This window comes from Archangium sp. (genome assembly GCF_036277355.1).
Lineage (GTDB): Bacteria > Myxococcota > Myxococcia > Myxococcales > Myxococcaceae > Archangium.
The window spans coordinates 1-12,504 of the sequence record NZ_DASUNC010000054.1 but is presented as its reverse complement, the minus strand read 5'-3'; the positions used below and the strand labels follow the sequence as shown (position 1 = coordinate 12,504).

Sequence of the window (12,504 nt, the reverse complement as noted above, 5' to 3'; positions counted from 1 at the left end):
GAGGGAGGCACGGATGGACTCGCATTACGATCAGGTGATGAAGGCGCGGAGCACGGCGGATACGGCGGCCATGAAGCTGTACTTCGCCTATTCGACGATCCTGGACCGGGCGGCCTTCGAGGAGTGGCGGGCGCAGCACAGCTACGAGTTCTTCGAGCTGCCCGAGGGCAAGCTGGCCGAGGCGCTGGACGTGGACCTGGTGTACGACTTCCCCTCGAGGTGGTGGGGAGGGCGGGTGGCGGGGCTGACGGACGCGCCGGGGAAGAGCGTGTACGGGCGGCTGTTCGAGATTGGCGGGAAGGACTGGCCGATCATCCAGCACAAGGAGGGCGCGGTGACGAGCATGAGCGTGGAGCGGCTCGTGCGCGTCCGGGTGGAGGGCCAGGAGCTGCAGGCGACGGCGTTCGTGACGTCGCCGCGCCGGGCGTCCACCGAGGGCCCCATCAGCCAGCGGTTCATCGACGCGCTGGTGCGCGGCGCGCAGAGCGCGGGGCTGCCCGCGGAGTACATCGAGCGCCTGCGCCGCGGGGAGTAGGGCAGGGCGGACGCGTGGAGTCCCTGGGTTCGGGACCAGGGGGGCGCGGGTTCTCGTGCTATCGAGGCGCGAGGGCATTCCCGGGAGGTGGGCGGGCCGGGCTTCAGGGCTTGCACCAAGCGTTCTCGGGCAGCGCCGGGCCCCCGGGGGCGACTCGTGCGAGTGACGGAATGAAGTCGTAGCTGGACCGGGTCGGCAGCCCATGGAGCTCCGCCATGCGGAGGATGGCGAGTCCCTCGACAGAGACCTTGCCCTCGGTGGCGTTCAGCTCCGGGTCGAAGCTGAGGCGCTGTGAGTACTTCCGGAGCTTCTCCTGGCGGGCCTCGAGCAGGGCCGTGAACGCCGCCGGGAACAGTCTGGCGTCCTTCTCGACGAGCGCCTGGGTGAGCTCGAACTTCGCGCTGGGCTGGCCCTGCTCCACCTGCTCCCAGCGGCTCAGCAGCCGTGCCCGTCCATCCAGGTCCTCGGGCGCTAGGAGCATCCGGTGAAGCAGGTGGAAGAAGAGGAAGTCATCCTCGTACTCCACACCCTGGAAGTGGTGCTTGGGGGAGCGGGCCGCGATGGCAGCTGCCAGCTCCAGGTCTCCGGCGGCCAGGGCCGCGCCAAAGCCCAGGTCCTTGCTGCAGCACAGGAGCCGGGGCTCCACCGGCGCTCGCTCCGCCAGCACCAGCAGGGCCAGCCGTGCCTGGGCGGACTTGCGCAGCCGCAGGGCAAAGGTGTCCGCGTCCGCATCCTGAAGCAGTGAGCACAGGGCCAGGATGCGCCAGGCGAAGCTGAGCGTGGCCAGTTCCTGCGCCGTGGCCCCTTCCGGGCGCTTCACGGCCTGCAGCGTCCGGTTCAGGTGGAAGCTGTAGTTGTGTTGCGCTCGGGCCAGGGGCTCCATGCTCAGACCATTAGCCTGATGGGCGTGCCGGCTTCGTAGAAGGCGGGCCCGGTAAAGCCTGCAGCTTCGATCTTCGCCTTGAGGTCCTCACGGACCAGGAGCAGCCCTGGCGCGGCGGACACCCGGAAGAGGTTGGTCTCCGGATCTATCCTGTCCTCGTGCAGAATCAGCCGCTTCAACCGAGTGAAGCGTTCCTGCTCCAAGGGGTGTCTCTGCCCCTCGGTCTTCTCCATGTCGAGCCAGTCGTGGGCCCCGATGACGTTCACGATATAGCAGTCATCGCTCTCGACGCGGCCCTTGTGGTTCATCAGGGTGAAGCGCAGGAATTCAATCTCCGCCTTCGTGTGCTGCTCCAGGAACGCCTTCATCCGGGCCGACACCATCAGATAGCCGACCGTGTTGTGGATGACATCGGCGATCTTCAGGCCCGTGCTCTCGGGGTCCATCTCGAATGGATAGGCCGCCTTGTAATCCGCCCCCATGCGGATGCCGTACGAGGGCTTGTGGATATGCGTCATGGCCCGCGGGTACGCCATGATGGCGGTGAAGTCGTCATGACGCCTGGTGGTCATGATGAAGTATTTGGACATGGGCTCGTCGTCTCGGTCTGGGGCTCTAGAAGGCCATCGGCACCATACCGTCGTTCATGCGGGGAATCAGCCCCTGGCTGGCCTCTTCCTGTCCGTACTCCACGATGAGCCAGAACTCCTCCTGCTCCCAGCGGCGGAGGAATGCCCGGAAGCAGTCCACGTTGGCGTCCGTGATGTCGTGCTTGCCATCCTCGGTCAGCTTGGAGATGTCCTGCTTCATCTGGTTGATGGCCTTGCTGCAGTCGTCGCTGTACTCCTTGTGATAGCCGACGTGCGCCGGCAGGCCGAGCTCCAGCGCATCCGGATCGAGGTACGGTAGGATGATGAGGTTGATGCCCTCGTTGATGTTGTAACGGGATGCCTGAAGGATGGAGAGCTCGTCGTTCGTCAGGCTGGCCTTGAGCACCCCACTGGGCATGATGTGGTGGTATTGGTGTTTGAAGGGCTCGCTCTCGGTGGTGTAGTTCTTCCCACCGAAGGCCCACGCGGGCTTCTTCATGTACAGCCGCAACTTGGCTGGATTGCCAATAATCTCCTGGTAGCCCTTCACCCGGTAGGCGCAGTTCGGGTAATTGGGCTTCCAGTACTTGTACTCGTGGCTGCTGATGCAGCCCTCCTCCTGCTCGTGGTTTGGCTTCTTCCAGAGTGCTCGGACGTGTTGCTTGTCGGCCATGGCCGCACCTCGCGTCAGGGCTGGAGGACTGTGGGCGCGTGGATGCGCAGGGCACCCCGCTCGCCAGTGTCGCTGCCCACCCACAGCAGCGTCGTTCCCGGGGGAGTATACGCCCGCATGAAACCGCGGGCAGCCATGGCCACCCCGAGTGGACCCATGACGGCGCCTGCCTCACCGAAGGGGAAGGCCGGGTACCACTCGGGGACGCCCGCTTCCAGCAGGCCCTCCCCTCTCAGCCGGATGAGCGCGTGGCCCCAGTCCTGCGCACGGTATGCGTCACCGTTCAAGCCGGCGATGACCAGTCCCACCTGCGCGTCATGCCCCCGCGCCGGGCCAAGCGCGGCGCCGATGCAACTCGCGAGCGCCATGCCCAGGGCGGGTTGGCGGGACTTCCGGTGGAATGGCTCGGCCTGGCGCCGGGGGGAGTCCAGCAGGGCCTCGATGGGCGCCTTGCGCCGGAGCGCCGCGCCCGGTGCTTCCAGCCGCAGGAAGGCTGCCGCCTCTCCGGGGATGAAGCCCACCGGGTTGGACGGGCTCTTGAGCAACCTCAGCGCATCCAACTGCCGTACCATCTCTGGCTCGACGAGGCTATCCACGCCGCCCACGATGCACTGCTCGACGCGCCTTTGCCGCAGCAGCTCCGCCGCCTCCTGGAGCGCCTGGATGAAGCCGGATTCCCCCAGGAAGGCCTTCTGTACCCAGGGGGCCTGACGGACTCCCAGGGTCTTGAGCATCCGCGGGATGAGAGACTGCTGGAGCTCTTTCTGGAGGGAGGCCGGGCCGTCCGGAGTCGCTCCTTCCTGCTCCGCGTGCAGCTGGTCATGGAACCCGCTGCGGGTCGTCACGAACAGCGCAACTCTTTCCCAGTCCTCCTGGCCGGTCGCGCGCTGGAGGCTGCTCAGGCCCGCGCCCCCCAGGACCGCCAGCCGTCCCAGTCCGGCAAAGCCGCGCGTCACCCAGGGCACGCTGTGGCCGTAGGCGGGCTCGAGCTCGCGGGAGGTCGGGTCGAAGACGTAGGCCTCCTCCAGCTCCTGGATGCGTAGCACCGCCGCGCGACCGGCGGCGCAGGAGCCCGTCGCGTCCTCACCCAGGGCCGACACCAATCCCATGCCAGTGACGGCGAGCGCCTCGGCGGAGAGCGGTGCCTCCTGGCGGCGTGCCGACGGCCGGGGATTGGCGGCCGTGTGAGCACTGTCCGCCCCCCATGGAGCGGACAGGGTCTGGAAGGGCCTCTCCAGGTTCCACTGCCGGGCGGACGCAACCGCCGCGCGGAGCTGGGTGCGCTGGAAGTCGGTGAACGCTCGTGTCTGGATGAGGTGGGCCCCCCGTCCGCGCAGCGCTACCTCCAGGGCCATGGCATGGCGCCGTCTCAGGGGCACGAGCTCGAAGGATTCGAGCAACCACTCACCCACCAGGGGCTGGCCCAGCAGGTAGCGCCCTCGGGGCTTCAGCCGGTGCTCGACTTCCAGCCACCAGCGCCGGACGAGGCCGGAATCGGCGCGCGGCAGCGCGGGCGCAAGGGGGGGCGGCGCCTCCTCCTCCTCGTCATTCTCGGGCTCGGGGCGCAGGAATGCACCCTCCAGGCGGAGTCCGGTAATGGCGCAGAATGCCTCCGCCGCGAGCCCCTCCAGCCCCGCCGTATCGAGCAGCTCCAGACAGGACTCTGCCGCCTCCCTGCGGCCGCTGAACCCCAGCGCCCAGAGCGCGTCGGCCTGGGCTCCCGGCGTGCCGAGTTGCTCCAGCAGGAGCCGCACGTCCGCAGCGTCTCCACCCATGGCCAGCAACAGCATTGCGGTGCGGCTGGGGGTCTTCGGATGGGAGGCGAGCTGTCGGCATTGGGTGAAGGCCGGCATCAGGCCCAGCGCGGTGCCGATGACGAGCGCCTCGTCACGGACTTCCGCATGGGGGGAGTCCAGCGCACGGAGCACCGGTGCTGGGCTCACCCGTCCGGCCATGACCCGCGCAGCGCGCAGGGCCGCTGCTGTGACTTCCGGCGCTGGGTGGGCCAACAAGGTGGGGAGCGCGGGGCCGACGTCCGCGCCCCAGAAGGTCAGCACTTCCAGGGCCGTTGCCACGAGCGCCGGGACCTCTTGCTGGAGCAGTTCCTGGACGGCGGGCACCCGGGTGGGCGTGGCGCTGAGCTGCAATGCGCGCTGGAGGCACGGGCGCAGATCGGGCCCGCCCTCCACGAGCGCATCCAGCACCTGGCGCAGCGCGGTTTCATCCTCTGAGGGCATGGCGAGCAGCACCAGCGCGGCGACCGTGACGAGTTCTGGCTCCCCGCTCGCGAGCGCCGGGGTGATGAGCTCCTTCCGTACGCCTTCCCCACCCAGCACCAGCGCGTCGAGGTGGGCCACAAGCCGACGCTCGTCGACGTCATACAGCTCGCCGAGGGTCAGCAACGGGGAGTCGAGCGAGGACTCCCACTGGGTCCAAAGAAAGGCCGCCTCATCCAGGTGTTCAGCACAGACGCTCCGCTGGATGTCCGTCAGGGCTGCTGTGGCGGATTCAGTTGATTTGGACATGACCGCCCTTGATGCGGTTGAGTATGCCGTCCTGACGCCTTCAGTAGTGGTCCTTGCAAATGGGGCAGACGGGCTTCTCCGTGCTGCCGCCCATGGCCATGACCGGGCCTTGAACGAGTGGGAAGGGAGGCGTGTTCTTGTCGTTGTGGAGCATCAGGTCCAGGGCGCGTGCCACGTTCTTGCCCTCGAACTGGACGTCGAAGGAGAAGTTGACGAACTCGGCCTTGCCCTTGGTCTTGCTGGAGGCCACGCCACCGCCAGCGGTGCCCGCCTCGTCGCCGGTGCTCGTCTTGAAGTTGGAGTCCTTCACGCACACGGGGTTGCCGGCCACGGACACCTTCTTGGTGCCTTTGTCGGTGTCCGAGGACTGGGCCACGTTGGGGTAGGGGATGGGCGCGGGCCCGGCAGGGCTGGGCGTCTTGCACACGTCCGGGAAGGCCACTGTGACGCCGCCAGAGTCCTTGGTCACCACGGACATGTTGTTCACACCGGTATTGATGGGCATGGTCTCGACCTCCGCGAGCAGGACAACGTACCGCATCAGGATCACATGGCGCGAGCACACGACGGCTCAACTGTCCGGGTATGGGGCGGCAGGCCCCGGAAAGCCAGAGAGCCCATCCATTCGCTCAAGCCTTCTTCGTGGGCCCGGCCACGCCCTCCGCGGTGACGCGCAGGCCGCGTACGTCGTGGATGCCCTCACCCAGCACCACATGCCCGCGCCACAGCAGCAGGACCTCCTCCGCGTCGGTGTCGAGGATGAGAGTGTCCAGATGCATGTCCGGCTTCACGTCCTCGCCGCCGGCCAGCGCCACGGTGACGATGGGAGTTGCCTGTCCGGGGAGCCGGAAGGCGAACCGACCCATTGGTGAGGCCCCCGTGATGACCACGGACTCGTTGCCCTTCAGGTAGCCGGGAGCGATGAGCCCCGGTGCCGCGGCGTTGAAGAAGCGCCGGTCGAAGTCCTTGGGCAGCAGCGGCTTGCGAGTCTTGTTCCACGCTTCGTTGTAGGTGCCCGCGTACTTCGCACGCGGCTGCCAGTGGGGCGAGGTGAAGCCGAAACCCACGGGTGTCACACGCTGGCCGAACTCGCGCAGCGGTTCCGCTGGGTCCTCCAAATTGGGTAGCATCAGCCCCTCCTCGAAATGGCGCGGGCTGGCGCGGAAGCCCGTGCCCACGGGGTTGCGCAGCTCGAACGAGGGCTTTGCTGCGTCCGTCCGGTCCCACCCGCCGAAGGCGCGCTCCCAGGTGAGGGGCAGCTTGTCGAAGGGCAGCGGCCGGGTCGCGTCCACCCGGCTCATGCTGCGGAACCACGTGCGCTCGCCCACCACGCGCACGGCCTTCTTCAGCGGGCCCACCTGGAGGACTACGAGCGTTTCGGTGGCGCCCTTCTGCGGCGGGTACGCATGACCGATGAGTGCCACGTCCGTGGCCGGCTTGAAGAAGGCGCCCTCGGATTCGTACTTGTCGCTGGACTCGCCGGGCTTGCCCCAGGGCTGGGGACTCCAGCACACCGGCACCTGCTCGTCCGCGAGCTTCAACCCCGACTCGCCCATGATGTACGTGGCCTTCACCACGAGCAGCAGCAGTGGGCGCCCCTCCTCATCGGCGAGGCCCATGATGTCGAAGGCGAAGGGGGTCTCGTTCTCGACGGTGGGGTGTCCCATAGCGTGCTCGGGCCCGCCGGGAGGGAAGGCCGGGGTGGCGGGGACGCCACTGTAGCAGGCATGTGTTGGCGTGCAGGTTGGCCACGTCCAGCCCCACGCCCGTGAGCCGCCTCCCCCTCAGTCTTCACCAGATTCAAGGGATTCATGTCGCGTCTCGGGCAGACGGGACAGTCAGGTCCCTTCGTCGAAGAGGCCGGTCGGCAGCCCGTCGAGGCTGCGCGTGTTCTTCTGGCGCCGGTAGGCGTCGAGCCCCTCCGGGCCCTTGGCCTCGGCCCACTTCGTGAGCGTGGGGCGCTCGCCTTCGTATTCGTACAGCGGCACGCCGTAGCCGCACGAGGTCTGCACGAGCTCGATGTCGAGCAGGATGAGCTGCCGCGCACCGAGTGGCTCCACGCCGCCGAAGCCGGAGGCGAGCAGCCGCGTGTATTCCTCACCGCCGCGGCGCAGGGCCCGGCCGCGGCCGTAGAGGCGCAGAATCATGGGCGGCCCCTCGAAGGCGCAGAACATGAGGGTCAGCCGCCCGTCCGCGAGCAGGTGCGCGGCCGTCTCGTTGCCGCTGCCGGTGAGGTCGAGGTACGCCACTGCCCTGTCTCCGAGCACCCGGAGTGCGTCGAGCCCCTTGGGCGAGAGATTCACGTGTCCGGTGGGCGCGGCGGACGCGGTGAAGAACACCCGCTGGCGCTGGATGAACTCACGGTGGGCGGGCTCGAGCCGGGGAAACTGTTTCGCCATATGGGACGGACCTCCACCGGCAGGCTAATCCATAAAAGAAACAGGCCAGATGGCATTCGGATTAATCTGCCGGGATGCTCGACATCCCCATTCGCCGGCTGATTCCAGTCCTCCTTCTCACGCTCATCGCCGGCTGCGAGGCCGTGGAGGGCGACTGGTGCGACGACACCTTCACCCTCTGTGGGGACTCCAACCAGTACTGCTACCTGTGCGACGGCGCCGACGACAGCCTGTGGATCGAGGGGCGGTGCGCCACCTCGCATGATGCCGCGCAGGCCTTCTGCGATGGCACCGGCACCACGGGCGGCGGTGGCGCGTGCGGCAACACCCCGTACACCGGCCCCACCGGGGACCCGCAGTCCGACTCGTTCTGCAAGGCGGCCTACAACTACAAGTGCAGCGGCGACACGGAGAAGGTCCAGGCCAACTGCGCCATCTACCGCCAGATGCAGGCGGACAACCCGAAGATGCCGAGCTGCCCCTATTGCCAGTGAGGACGCGGCTGTCGCGCCATCCACTCCGCCCATCCAAGCGGGCATCGGGTAGCTTCGCCGCTCATGCGAATGACCCCCCTGGTCCTGCTGCTCCTGCCGCTGCACGCCGTGGCCGCGGTGAAGAACGTCTCGACGGTTGCCCAGTTGCAGTCCGCGCTCGCCTCGGCGCAAGCGGGTGATGACATCGTCCTCGCGGACGGCACGTACGCGGTGAACGTGAACCTGAGCTGCGCGGCGGAGGGCACCGTCACCCAGCCCATCACCGTGCGCGCCGCGAACCGGCACGCCGCGCTCATCCGGTTCAACGCACTCGAGGGCTTCAAGGTGTCGGGCCGGTACTGGACCTTCGACGGCCTGACCGTCGAGGGCGTCTGCCCCCAGGACGACAACTGCGAGCACGCGTTCCACGTCACGGGCCACGCCGAAGGCTTCGTGCTGCGCAACAGCCGCATCCGCGACTTCAACGCGCAGTCAGTCCGACGCCGGCACCAACCCGGATCCCCTCCCGGGCACCGGCGACGGGGAGGGGCAGGGCTGTGGGGGCTGCAATGCCGGCCCGGGCCTCACGGCCGGGCTCCTGTTCTTCCTGTTGCCGCTGTATGCCGGAGCACGCCGGCGCCGGCGGTGAGCGCCACGGTCGCTCGCCGTCCTCGGCTCGCCACGTTGACCACCAGGAGCACCTTGCTCACTGCCAGACGAAGGGCTGCCCGAAGGCCGTGCCATTCGAATACGCCAGATACCACCTGAAGGTGTAGGTGCAGTACGTCTGGGGCCAGGGATGGCCCGGCCAGGAGTAGCACGTCGTGATGCCGGCCCGGTACACCAGGTCCGTCTTGCCGTCACCGGTCAGGTCTCCGAACCAGCTCTGCGTGTTGGATGCGAGCGGGCCCGACCAGACCTCGTTCGGGAGGAACCCGGAGCCGTTGGAGCGCCGGACGACCACCGCATCCGCGTTCTCGACAATGGCGTCCGCCTTGCCATCGCCCGTGACGTCCTCGAACCACGTGCCCTTCGTGCCGGAGTAGGAGCTCCAGCTCCATTTCTCGTTCGGCAGGAAGCGCGTCCCATCCGAGCGGCGCACGACCAGCTCGCCCTCATTGGAGACGATGGCGTCTGCCTTGCCGTCCCCCGTCACGTCGGCGAACCAGGTGCCGTAGGTGCCGTGGTAGGGGATGTCGGTCCACGCCACGGGGAAGTCGAAACCCGCCCCCACGGAGAGGGACACCAGCACGCCTTGCCTGCCGTCCCTGGGAACCTGGATGAAGTCCGCCCGGCCGTCTCCGTTCACGTCCGCGAAGTCGAAGCTGGCCGTCGAGGGTGCGTTCACCGCGTACGAGGACTCATTCGGGAGGAACTCGTAGCCGTTGGAGCGCCTCATGCTCACGATGACGCAATTGCTGCCGCACTCATTGATGGCGAGCGCCTCCGCCCGTCCATCCCCGGTCACGTCGGCGAACCAGGTGCCGCGGCTGCCGTAGTACGGGTCGGTGGTCCATGAGGCCGTGCCCAGGAACGTGCCCCCGTTGGACACGTTGACCTTGAGACCGTAGGGGGTCACGGTGATGAAGTCGGCCCGGCGATCCCCCGTCACATCCGCCAGGGCCGAGCCGGAACTGCCGGTGATGCTGGCCTGACTCACCTGCGCCACGAGCAACACGCCACTCATCAGAGCCCAATGAAACCGCATGTCTCCCCCTTTTGCTCCCGGAGCGATGGCCCCGGTGTGACTGGCTCCGGGGAAGAGCAAGCGGTGGACCAGTACGGCGCTCAGAGGGGCGCGCCCGGCATCTACTCGCCGATGGACTCCTGGCGGCCGGCTTCGACGAGTCGAAACAGACGTGCCGACACGTCGAACCGCTTCATCAGCAACCAGGTGAACAAGCAGGTGATTCCTCTGTCGCTGACGCAAACCCTGGCATGGCAGTGTTAGAAGGGGCGCCACTCTATATTGGGGGAGGTTGTTTGTGTTCAAAAAGCAGCTGGTTTTGCTGACGCTGACGTTGATGTGCGCGTGCAGTCAGGATCTGGGGATCAATCCCGAGGGGCAGGACGCACGAGTGGAGGAGGAGGGAGGGAAGGAGGCCCTGCATTCGGAGCGTGGGGGCATTGGCCTGCTGCCACCCGAGCCAGGCCGGGTGTCCGCTCAAGCGGTGGCGGTGGACATGCGCCGCTCGCTGGCTGTCAATGACAAGACGATTCTGGCCAACTTCACCTTGCAGGCGGTGCTGAACCAACTGGTGGCACAGAATGGTGGTACGGGATTCACCAGCGAGCAGCTGTTTCGTCAGTTGTGGGACACGCAGAACGCGGCCCCGGGACAGGCGGACCTCAACGCCGTGACGGCCAGCGCGCACTGTACGGACAACGGCAACACGCTCAACGGCTTCCCCTATGCCTGCCGCCCGGGGGAGGGCGCCCAGGCCAGTACCTCCTCACCCACCACCCTGGCCTCGTACTCGGCCATTGGCCTGTTCAACCGCTTCGACCTGGCCCCGGTGGATGGCTCGGACTGCGGCGAGTACCGCATCGTCTTCGGCAAGACGAGTGGCGGCAGCGGCCGCAACTTCCTCATCTTCGAGGCTGTGCTTCCCAACCCCAACCCCGGCCTGGGTCTGGAGGGCTGCCGTCCGGTGGCCCGGTTCTGGGCGGACCTCTCCAGCGATGCGGACCCGGCCTCGCGCGCTACCAGGCTCCGCGACTTCTACTTCACGGGTCTGCCCGGCTTCTCGCCCGTGGTGCACATCAACCACTATGGCAACAATGCGCGGGGCGTAGGCCAGGTGCGCACCAATCAGTTCATCGGTTCCCCGTGGATGTTGCGCGAGTTCAAGTTGCAGCGCACCTGTCCGAGCACAGGCTGCATCATCAAATTCACGCCAGCCACGGTGAAGGTCAATCTCTTTGGAGGCTTGTTCAACCCCACCAACACCAGTGCCCAGGCCACGAGCTTCCAGGATCACTTCGTCACCCAGGTGGCGAGTCTGGCCCGCGGCGACATCAACCGCTTCGACTACGTGGTGCTGGACGCATTCAACAGTGGTCAGAGCAACTCCCAGTCCCCCGGGGTGGTGGACGACTACCCGGCCCAATTCGGTACGGGCGCCAGTCCCTTCCGCACCCGGATCCAGAACGAGCTCACCCGCCTGGGTAGTCCACTGACGCCGGATGACATCGTCCGTCGGGCCCAGGCGCTCTCGTGTGGGGGTTGCCACCAGCGCAGCGCCTCCTCCCCCGCCAACACCCTCGGCGGTGGCCTCACCTGGCCCGCCTCGGCTGGCTTCGTCCACAACAGTGAGGCCAGCGACCCGGTGGACCCGACGCGCTTCCAGATCTCCCCGGCGCTGCTCAACACCTTCCTCCCCTTCCGCAAGGGTGTGCTGGAGGGGTTCCTCAACACGCCCGTGAGGGGCGCGGACTTCGTCAGTCAGACGGTGCCCTCCCAGGTGAGCAAGGGTACGGCCTTCACGGCCACGGTGACGATGAAGAACACGGGCACCCTGGCGTGGACGGCGGCCAACAACATCCGGCTGGGCTCGCAGAGCCCGCAGGACAACACCACCTGGGGTACTCAACGCATCCTCCTGTCCTCGAGCGACAAGGTGCTGCAGGGCGGGCAGAAGACCTTCACCTTGTCACTCGTGGCGCCCTCCACCCCGGGCACCTACACCTTCCAGTGGCAGATGCTGCAGGAGGCGGTCACCCGTTTCGGTGCGGCCACGCCCGCTGTGTCCATCACCGTGGTGGACCCGGCGAATCCTTGCACGGGCAAGAGCGGCACCGGCACCTACGAGGGGTTCTTCTGCAACTCCAGCTCCCAATTCATCGAGACGCGGAACATCGACTGCTCGAGCGCCTACAACAACTGTGTGCTCAACGCCAACAACAACCCCACGAGGAGCCTGCTGTGCACCTGGAATGGCAACGTCATCTATCGCCGGGAGTTGAGTGCCGGTCTCTGTAACCAGGTCGACTGCCAGACCAGTACCTTGCTCGGCAGCTACACGGGCTACATCTGCAACAGCAACAGCGCCTTCATCAAGACGAACGGCATCACCTGCAAGGAGGCGAAGGACAATTGCATCCTCAACGCCAACGCCAATCCCTCGACCAGCTTCTACTGTGAGTGGAACGGTCGTGCCATCTTCCGCAAGGATGTCACGGCGGGCATCTGCAACACCACCGCCGCCTCGACACCCTGAGCCACGGGAGCCCGCGACCGGGGGCCTGCCTTTCCGCCACGGCAGTGCCCCCCGCCGCCCCATTGCACTACAGTTGTGGATTTAAAAATAGACAGAAATCCACTCTCCGCGGCAGTGCCAATCCACTCCTTGCTTCATCCTGGAAACATGCGAGGGACAGGGTGACTTCCCCAGTCAGGTGGGTGTAGCTACCCGACAGGGCAGCA

Annotated in this window: 12 protein-coding genes; 4 read left to right on the top strand and 8 right to left on the bottom strand. The window is 67.0% G+C overall.

Annotated elements, in window-relative coordinates; translation table 11 throughout:
* The first annotated feature begins 13 nt into the window (after window positions 1-13).
* Window positions 14-535 carry a gamma-glutamylcyclotransferase gene (locus tag VFZ09_RS14200; RefSeq protein ID WP_329728097.1) on the top strand — a complete coding sequence of 174 codons (522 nt, stop codon included), beginning with the start codon at window positions 14-16 and terminating at the stop codon, window positions 533-535.
* A 103-nt stretch (window positions 536-638) separates the two neighbouring features.
* Here the strand turns inward: VFZ09_RS14200 and VFZ09_RS14195 are convergent, their stop codons facing one another.
* From VFZ09_RS14195 to VFZ09_RS14165, 7 genes are all read right to left on the bottom strand, one after another.
* Window positions 639-1,418: a hypothetical protein gene (locus VFZ09_RS14195; protein WP_329728096.1), complete on the bottom strand. Its 780-nt coding sequence runs from the start codon at window positions 1,416-1,418 to the stop codon at window positions 639-641.
* 2 nt (window positions 1,419-1,420) lie between these two features.
* Window positions 1,421-2,008, bottom strand: coding sequence for an imm11 family protein (locus tag VFZ09_RS14190; RefSeq protein WP_329728095.1), 588 nt, complete (start codon window positions 2,006-2,008; stop codon window positions 1,421-1,423).
* A 25-nt stretch (window positions 2,009-2,033) separates the two neighbouring features.
* Window positions 2,034-2,681 (bottom strand): AHH domain-containing protein, encoded by a 648-nt coding sequence (locus VFZ09_RS14185; RefSeq protein ID WP_329728094.1) that lies wholly within the window; start codon window positions 2,679-2,681, stop codon window positions 2,034-2,036.
* Between the two features lie 14 nt (window positions 2,682-2,695).
* Window positions 2,696-5,206, bottom strand: a complete 2,511-nt coding sequence (locus VFZ09_RS14180; protein ID WP_329728093.1) for a TIGR02270 family protein — start codon at window positions 5,204-5,206, stop codon at window positions 2,696-2,698.
* Window positions 5,207-5,246: 40 nt separating this feature from the next.
* Entirely contained in the window at window positions 5,247-5,711 is a 465-nt protein-coding gene (locus tag VFZ09_RS14175; RefSeq protein ID WP_329728148.1) for a DUF4150 domain-containing protein, read from the bottom strand.
* Window positions 5,712-5,835: 124 nt separating this feature from the next.
* Complete coding sequence (locus VFZ09_RS14170) at window positions 5,836-6,873, bottom strand: DUF2169 domain-containing protein (RefSeq protein WP_329728092.1); 1,038 nt, start codon at window positions 6,871-6,873, stop codon at window positions 5,836-5,838.
* Between the two features lie 171 nt (window positions 6,874-7,044).
* On the bottom strand, window positions 7,045-7,605 hold the full coding sequence (locus VFZ09_RS14165; RefSeq protein WP_329728091.1) for a pyridoxamine 5'-phosphate oxidase family protein: 561 nt from the start codon (window positions 7,603-7,605) through the stop codon (window positions 7,045-7,047).
* A gap of 74 nt (window positions 7,606-7,679) precedes the next feature.
* On the opposite strand from VFZ09_RS14165, the gene VFZ09_RS14160 reads away from it, so the two are divergent.
* Window positions 7,680-8,099 (top strand): hypothetical protein, encoded by a 420-nt coding sequence (locus VFZ09_RS14160; protein WP_329728090.1) that lies wholly within the window; start codon window positions 7,680-7,682, stop codon window positions 8,097-8,099.
* A 63-nt stretch (window positions 8,100-8,162) separates the two neighbouring features.
* Window positions 8,163-8,846 (top strand): chondroitinase-B domain-containing protein, encoded by a 684-nt coding sequence (locus VFZ09_RS14155; RefSeq protein ID WP_329728089.1) that lies wholly within the window; start codon window positions 8,163-8,165, stop codon window positions 8,844-8,846.
* Here the strand turns inward: VFZ09_RS14155 and VFZ09_RS14150 are convergent.
* The gene (locus tag VFZ09_RS14150; RefSeq protein ID WP_329728088.1) at window positions 8,785-9,786 is read right to left on the bottom strand and encodes a VCBS repeat-containing protein; all 1,002 of its coding nucleotides are present in this window, start codon (window positions 9,784-9,786) and stop codon (window positions 8,785-8,787) included. The genes VFZ09_RS14155 and VFZ09_RS14150 overlap by 62 nt on opposite strands.
* A 277-nt stretch (window positions 9,787-10,063) precedes the next feature.
* Between VFZ09_RS14150 and VFZ09_RS14145 the strand changes: the two genes are divergently transcribed.
* The gene (locus VFZ09_RS14145) at window positions 10,064-12,298 is read left to right on the top strand and encodes an NBR1-Ig-like domain-containing protein (protein WP_329728087.1); all 2,235 of its coding nucleotides are present in this window, start codon (window positions 10,064-10,066) and stop codon (window positions 12,296-12,298) included.
* Window positions 12,299-12,504 lie beyond the last annotated feature (206 nt).

Coding starts and splice junctions, on each gene's coding strand:
- VFZ09_RS14200 (WP_329728097.1), top strand. CDS start 14: ATGGACTCGCATTACGATCAGGTGATGAAGGCGCGGAGCACGGCGGAT.
- VFZ09_RS14195 (WP_329728096.1), bottom strand. CDS start 1,418: ATGGAGCCCCTGGCCCGAGCGCAACACAACTACAGCTTCCACCTGAAC.
- VFZ09_RS14190 (WP_329728095.1), bottom strand. CDS start 2,008: ATGTCCAAATACTTCATCATGACCACCAGGCGTCATGACGACTTCACC.
- VFZ09_RS14185 (WP_329728094.1), bottom strand. CDS start 2,681: ATGGCCGACAAGCAACACGTCCGAGCACTCTGGAAGAAGCCAAACCAC.
- VFZ09_RS14180 (WP_329728093.1), bottom strand. CDS start 5,206: ATGTCCAAATCAACTGAATCCGCCACAGCAGCCCTGACGGACATCCAG.
- VFZ09_RS14175 (WP_329728148.1), bottom strand. CDS start 5,711: ATGCCCATCAATACCGGTGTGAACAACATGTCCGTGGTGACCAAGGAC.
- VFZ09_RS14170 (WP_329728092.1), bottom strand. CDS start 6,873: ATGGGACACCCCACCGTCGAGAACGAGACCCCCTTCGCCTTCGACATC.
- VFZ09_RS14165 (WP_329728091.1), bottom strand. CDS start 7,605: ATGGCGAAACAGTTTCCCCGGCTCGAGCCCGCCCACCGTGAGTTCATC.
- VFZ09_RS14160 (WP_329728090.1), top strand. CDS start 7,680: ATGCTCGACATCCCCATTCGCCGGCTGATTCCAGTCCTCCTTCTCACG.
- VFZ09_RS14155 (WP_329728089.1), top strand. CDS start 8,163: ATGCGAATGACCCCCCTGGTCCTGCTGCTCCTGCCGCTGCACGCCGTG.
- VFZ09_RS14150 (WP_329728088.1), bottom strand. CDS start 9,786: ATGCGGTTTCATTGGGCTCTGATGAGTGGCGTGTTGCTCGTGGCGCAG.